Source organism: Lutibacter sp. (assembly GCF_041555395.1).
Taxonomy (GTDB): Bacteria; Bacteroidota; Bacteroidia; order Flavobacteriales; family Flavobacteriaceae; genus Lutibacter.
This window is the reverse complement of the sequence record NZ_JBFFKM010000090.1, coordinates 1-6041: the sequence shown is the minus strand read 5'-3', so window position 1 is coordinate 6041 and position 6041 is coordinate 1. Positions and strand designations below refer to the sequence as shown.

Here is a 6041-nt window from a genome sequence, read left to right as displayed (position 1 = left end):
CAAAGGAGAGGTAAATCGGAAACCCCGGGGCAAAGCCGTCGGGAAAATATTTAGATTAAATAAATTTCTTCAAGAGATAAAAAAACAGGTTCCATAATTTTTTTGACTTTGAATAATGTTAAATTCCTGTTTTTATGACAATACTTTTTTCATAACCTCCGCCTTAGAAACGGTTTCCTCCCATTCATTCCCAGGAATGCTGTCTGCCGTAATTCCACCGCCAACATAAATTGATGCCAAATTATTTTCCAATTGCACACAGCGTAAATTCACAAATAAACTGGTACCCTCATTTAGATTAAGTTCGCCTAAATATCCTGAATAATAGGACCTTTCATAGTTCTCGTTCTGCAATATAAAGGCTTCAGCAACTGCTTTTGGCAATCCGCAAACCGCAGGTGTCGGATGAAGTGCGTTAATGAGTTTTTCCAAAGAATTGGTCAATTTTAATTTACCGGAAATATCGGTCCTAATATGCACCAAACTGCCGGCCTGCACCGTAAATGGTTCTGTGACTTCCAATTTTTCAACAGATTCCTTTAAGTTTTCCAAAATAAATTCTGTCACATACTGCTGTTCCTTTTTTTCTTTTATTTGCCAATTAACATTTGTGGTTCCATTGTATTTTTGGGTTCCCGCCAAAGCCATGGTTTTAAAATTGCCCTCAAAACTAGTGAGCAATTTTTCCGGCGTTGCACCCATCCACAATCCTATTTCCGGGTGAAACCACAGATACACAAAAGCATTTTTGTAGATTTTCAGCATTTTTTTAAAAGTGTTCAGCACATTCAAATTCCCATACTGCAGTGTTTCTTTTCGTGACAATACAATTTTTTTGGCTTCTTTGGTTTTTATAAAATCAATGCTTTTTTGAACAAGTGACATATGCTTTTCTTTTAAATCACTTAGTTCCTCAAAGGCCATAAACTGCGGTTGTTCTTTCTCCATTTCATCACTTTCCAACAAATCAGCATCACGAATTGAAGCGCTGAAGTAATTGCACAACTCATAAGGAAATATCACTTTTTTCCCCTTCGAACAAAACGGGGCAAACACAAAAGCTGCTTCATTATACGATTTTAATTCGCGTAGTTCTTTTGTTCGCTGCACAAAAGCCTTTACCGTTTCTTCATCCGGTTTTCTATATGCCACGAAGGGTAATTTTGAGTTCAAAACGCCTTCCATTGTGCTAAAAAAATGTGCTGTATCTGTATTCAATTATTCGTCTTTTAATAGTTGAAGCAACTTATTTTTAATTTCTTTAAAATGCGACCAAACCAACCCATGTCCGGCACCTTCCAAAGTTACCAATTCAAATTGCTTCGAAGGAAATTTTTCTTTTAAATATAAAGAATTTTCATAAGGAACAATCCAATCGGTATCTCCGTGAATACTCAAGATTCCGGAAGGATTATCAATCCAGCTATCTTCAAAATTCCGAAGGTCTTTTTTGTGTGATAATTTTTCTTTTGACGCTGCCATCCAAATATCAGGCAAAAGCCAGCGCGTTGCTTTCCATTGATAAAAGTTCAAAATCCAAGGTAGTGGTTCCACTTTTGAATAAACAGCCGGCGCCAATAAAACAATTTTTTTATACATGTTTTTAGAAGCCAGCACAATTGGTCCGCCATAAGAGTATCCAACCAAAATGGTTTTTCTTTTAGTCAGTCCATTCAATAATTCATCAAGCAATTCCGTTTCAAAAGCAATGGACTCCTGTACATTTCCAGTTTCATCGATTCCATAACCAACTCTTTCATAGGTCATTAAATTTGCTTCCCTGTTTATGTCAACATCAGCACCATACCGTTTAAAATCCAATGCGGAGCCAGGAGATCCGTGAACAAAAACAATGGTTGTCAATGTGGTATCAATTTCTTTTTGAAACGCTAACACACGGTAATGATGACCTTTAAACTGATGCTTTTTTATAAAAACGGCACCATTGTTTTTGGCAAATTCCTTTTGAATTTCAACATCGGATTTGGGAGATGAGAAGCGGTAAAAAAGCACAATTATTGCGCCCAAAATTAAGGCAAAAAGCAGTCCGACTATTTTTAAAACAATCTTCAATTTTTTTGACATCCTTTATTTTTTAGGCAAAATAATATTGGTAAGCCTGCAGTTTGAAATTAATTTCCCCTGGTCATCTTCCACATTAATTTCAATTAAATGTGTGGTTCTGCCTTTATGTATAAATTTTGCAGTTGCGGTTACATTTCCGCTTTTAACGCTTCTTAAATGATTGGCGGAAAAGGAAATCCCCCTCACCATAAATTTATCATTGTCAACAGCCAGCATGGAAGCCGGACTTCCGACGCTTTCGGCCAAAGCCATGGTAGCACCTCCGTTTAAAATGCCGTCAGGTTGAAAAACGCTTGAGTTTACAGGCATTTTAGCCACCAAATAATCCTCGCCGAAATCGGTGTAGGTGATGTGCAACGTTTCATTTAATGTGTTTTTGCATAAAGAATTTAATGCGGCTAATGTTTTTTCTTTTTCGTTCATAAAAAATTTGTCAGTCCGTAAAAATAAGAATTAAAACTTTAAATAGTACATTTGCATTTTAAATGTGTGTATAAAATGGCCTACAAAATTAGAGTACTGTTAGATGTTGAGAAGGATGTAATCAGGGATATTCTTGTTCATGAAACCATTAATTTAGAAGATTTACATTATATTATCGCAAAATCATTTGGCTTTCAAGGACTTGAAATGGCTTCTTTCTACAGAACCAATGAAGATTGGGAACAAGGGGAAGAAATTCCGCTCTTTGACATGTCCGATGACGGCTCGGCATTGTGCATGCGCAAGTGTTTGCTGAAGGATGTTTTAACAAAAGAAGGCGATAACCTTATTTATGTCTATGATTTTCTTTCCATGTGGACGTTTTTTGTTGAATTGTCGAAAATTATGGATCCTGAAGAAAAAGACCTGCCAATAATCATGCTGTCAATTGGAACTAAACCAGACAAAGCGCCCGAAAAAGAATTTATTGCTGAAGATTTATTTGATGATCTGGATAACTTTGACGACGAAACAGATATGGAAAATCTGGATGAATTTGACTATGACAACTATTAAGAGACTGAAAAATTGAGACTAGAGACTGAAAGTTTTCACTTCGGTTCTGCTCAGTGACCGCTTGGAACTTCTCAATGCTACCTAATAATATAGGTGTTTACGTTTTCATAATTTCTTACCACAAAATCGAAACCTACTTTTAAAATATCGCCCATCGTTTTACATTTCTTGAAATTTTTATCGTTGGTGTATTTCATTAAATCCATTTTTAGCTGCTGAACCTTTTCAGGTGTTGAAATTTTGTCGTTTACCATACAATCCAACAAACTGTTTACCCGTGTGTGAGCACCTCTAAATCTTCGTGCAATTGCCGAACGTTCTTCTTTTTTATATTGCTCTATGGATTCTTTCTGAAGGTTTTCTGCAACCATTTTAACAAATGGATAATTTTCTTTAAAATACTGCGGAAAATAGACCTTTAAATTCCCTTCATAACATTGCTGGTCAAAATCCATGGCACGAATTCTATATTCAACCTGATCAAAATCATACGAAGCCACAATTACGTAATTATAGGAACGCATGTCTCCCAACAAACGAATTACACAGCGCTCATTGAATTTTACGAACTCTTTCGAAAGCCTATTTATACCGCTGACCGACACATTTTTAAGATTTTCGTCAATAAACATATCGCCTGGAATGCCTAAAACATGTTCCTCAATCAACGTATCTCTATAAACCAAAAAGTTAATGTTGTTAGGCGACAGAATATGCTCCAATTCGAGTCCGTACACCCTTGACGCATCCGCTTTTTTAATATAAATATAGGTGTGGTTATCATTTAAAATATTCCTGATCTTCACCCTAAAAGGCTTTGAATTTCCAAAAGTGCAATAGTCAATGGCATCAACGTTTAAAAATGAAACAGAGTCCTCGCTCCCGTCGCCATGCAAAATGATATACATGCGTTTCAGGCTTAAATCAATTTCGTCACGCTCGTGATCCGAATAATACACGCGAATCCAAAGGGAATCCTCCCCATTTTTATCAAATACGGAGATTCCTCCTGCAAAGCGAAGCAAATCGTCATAAAAAATCGGAATTTTAATATTCCTGTTGTATTCCGTTAAATACGCATACAACTGATCGTTAATGGGATAACTCGGCTTTTTTCGCGACATTAATTTTTCTTCCTCCATAAAAATATTTGATAAAGTCCAAATTTAGTATATTGCCGTAACAATTATTGTTAATAAACGTCTAATTTTTATACTAAACAACAAAAATTTGGAAACAATTCTCTCCTTAAAAAATCTGCATAAAAAATTTGGCGGTATTCACGCTGTAAATGATTTGTCTTTTGATATCAAAAAAGGCAATGTTTACGGCATTCTGGGCCCTAACGGCAGCGGAAAATCGACCACGCTGGGCATTATTTTAAATGTTGTCAATAAAACCTCCGGAAGTTTTAGCTGGTTCGACGGTAATTTAACAACACATCAGGCTTTAAAAAAAGTGGGTGCCATCATTGAGCGACCTAATTTTTATCCATATATGACCGCCATTCAAAACTTAAAATTGGTTTGTAAAATAAAGGAAATCCCTTTTGCTAAAATTGAAGAAAAACTTAAAATCGTTAATTTATACGAACGAAGAAACAGTAAATTCTCCACCTTTTCTTTAGGAATGAAACAACGTTTGGCCATTGCTTCAGCTTTGTTGAATGACCCCGAAATATTGATTTTGGATGAACCCACCAACGGATTGGATCCACAGGGAATTCATGAAATTAGAGTCATCATAAAAAAAATAGCCCAAAACGGAACCACCATTTTACTGGCATCCCATTTATTGGATGAAGTGGAAAAGGTATGTTCGCACGTGGTAGTCATCAGAGAAGGTGTTAAATTATATTCGGGAACCGTTGATGAAATGGTTGCTTCTCACGGACTTTTTGAACTTAAAGCAGAGACTGACAGTGAAAAATTAGTGGAATTACTTACAAAATTTGATGGAATCGCATCCATCAAAACAGAAGATGACAAAATAATTGCCACTTTAAACAAAGTAGTTTCAGCTACAGAAATAAACAGCTATTTGTTCCATAACGGCATTGTATTGTCACATTTGGTTAAACGCAAACCAAGTTTAGAACAACAATTTTTAACGTTAACCAACAAAAATTAAGAGATGCTTCGATTGTTAAATATAGAAATTCATAAATTAAAATACAACAGGGCCAGCAGGGTTTTGATCTTCATTTATTTTATTTTACTCACCTCAATTGCATTAATTGCAGCCATTAAATTTGATATCGGTCCGGTTAAATTTCATTTGGCAGATCAAGGTATTTTCAATTTCCCTTATATCTGGCATTTCAACACCTATATGGCGGCTATTTTTAAATTTTTCCTGTTGCTCGTTATCGTTTCCATGATGGCCAACGAATACAGCAACAAAACATTAAAACAAAATTTGATTGATGGTTTAAGCAAGCAGGAATTTGTGCTCTCCAAATTTTATACCGTGGTGCTTCTTGCTTTAATTTCAACCCTATTTGTGTTTATTGTCTCTCTTATACTCGGTTACAGTTATTCCGATTTTAACGAATTTTCCATCGTAACAACCGATTTAGAATATTTATTTGCATTTTTCGTGAAGCTAGTTGGTTTCTTTTCTTTTGGATTGTTCTTGGGAATTTTAGTAAAACGATCAGCTTTTGCCGTTGGCGCTATGTTGATCTGGGCCATGATTGAAGGCTTTACCAAAGGAATGCTGTACTGGAAATTTGAAGAAAGCGTTGCCAATGTCATGCAGTTTTTCCCTTTGGAAGCCATGAGCAATTTAATAAAAGAACCTTTTACACGTTTAGGTGCCGTTAAAACGGTGGCAAAACAAGTGGGTGAAGATTTGTCAAAAGATTTTTCAGTACAGCCCAATGACCTTATTATTGTCATGGTTTGGACGGCAATTTTTATATATCTTTCTTATGTATTGCTTAAAAAGAGAGATTT

General features: G+C 35.7%; 7 protein-coding genes. 3 read left to right on the top strand and 4 right to left on the bottom strand.

Going from position 1 to position 6041, the window contains the following annotated elements:
- Positions 1-132 precede the first annotated feature (132 nt).
- The 3 genes from ABY285_RS12095 to ABY285_RS12085 are packed head-to-tail and all read right to left on the bottom strand — an operon-like array spanning position 133 to position 2508.
- Positions 133-1218: a chorismate-binding protein gene (locus ABY285_RS12095; RefSeq protein WP_372770410.1), complete on the bottom strand. Its 1086-nt coding sequence runs from the start codon at positions 1216-1218 to the stop codon at positions 133-135.
- Positions 1219-2085, bottom strand: coding sequence for an alpha/beta fold hydrolase (locus ABY285_RS12090; RefSeq protein ID WP_372770408.1), 867 nt, complete (start codon positions 2083-2085; stop codon positions 1219-1221). It lies immediately after the preceding gene.
- Between the two features lie 3 nt (positions 2086-2088).
- Complete coding sequence (locus ABY285_RS12085) at positions 2089-2508, bottom strand: PaaI family thioesterase (RefSeq protein ID WP_372770406.1); 420 nt, start codon at positions 2506-2508, stop codon at positions 2089-2091.
- Between the two features lie 75 nt (positions 2509-2583).
- Here ABY285_RS12085 and ABY285_RS12080 point away from each other — a divergent pair, with 75 nt between their 5' ends.
- Positions 2584-3084, top strand: coding sequence for a hypothetical protein (locus tag ABY285_RS12080; RefSeq protein WP_372770404.1), 501 nt, complete (start codon positions 2584-2586; stop codon positions 3082-3084).
- A gap of 77 nt (positions 3085-3161) precedes the next feature.
- On the opposite strand, the gene ABY285_RS12075 is transcribed toward ABY285_RS12080, so the two are convergent.
- The gene (locus ABY285_RS12075; protein ID WP_372770402.1) at positions 3162-4226 is read right to left on the bottom strand and encodes a hypothetical protein; all 1065 of its coding nucleotides are present in this window, start codon (positions 4224-4226) and stop codon (positions 3162-3164) included.
- Between the two features lie 88 nt (positions 4227-4314).
- Between ABY285_RS12075 and ABY285_RS12070 the strand changes: the two genes are divergently transcribed.
- Together ABY285_RS12070 and ABY285_RS12065 are read left to right on the top strand one after the other, a co-directional pair.
- Complete coding sequence (locus ABY285_RS12070) at positions 4315-5214, top strand: ABC transporter ATP-binding protein (RefSeq protein ID WP_372770400.1); 900 nt, start codon at positions 4315-4317, stop codon at positions 5212-5214.
- Positions 5215-5217: 3 nt separating this feature from the next.
- Positions 5218-6041: ABC transporter permease (locus ABY285_RS12065; RefSeq protein WP_372770398.1), on the top strand; the 824-nt coding region annotated here is incomplete at its 3' end.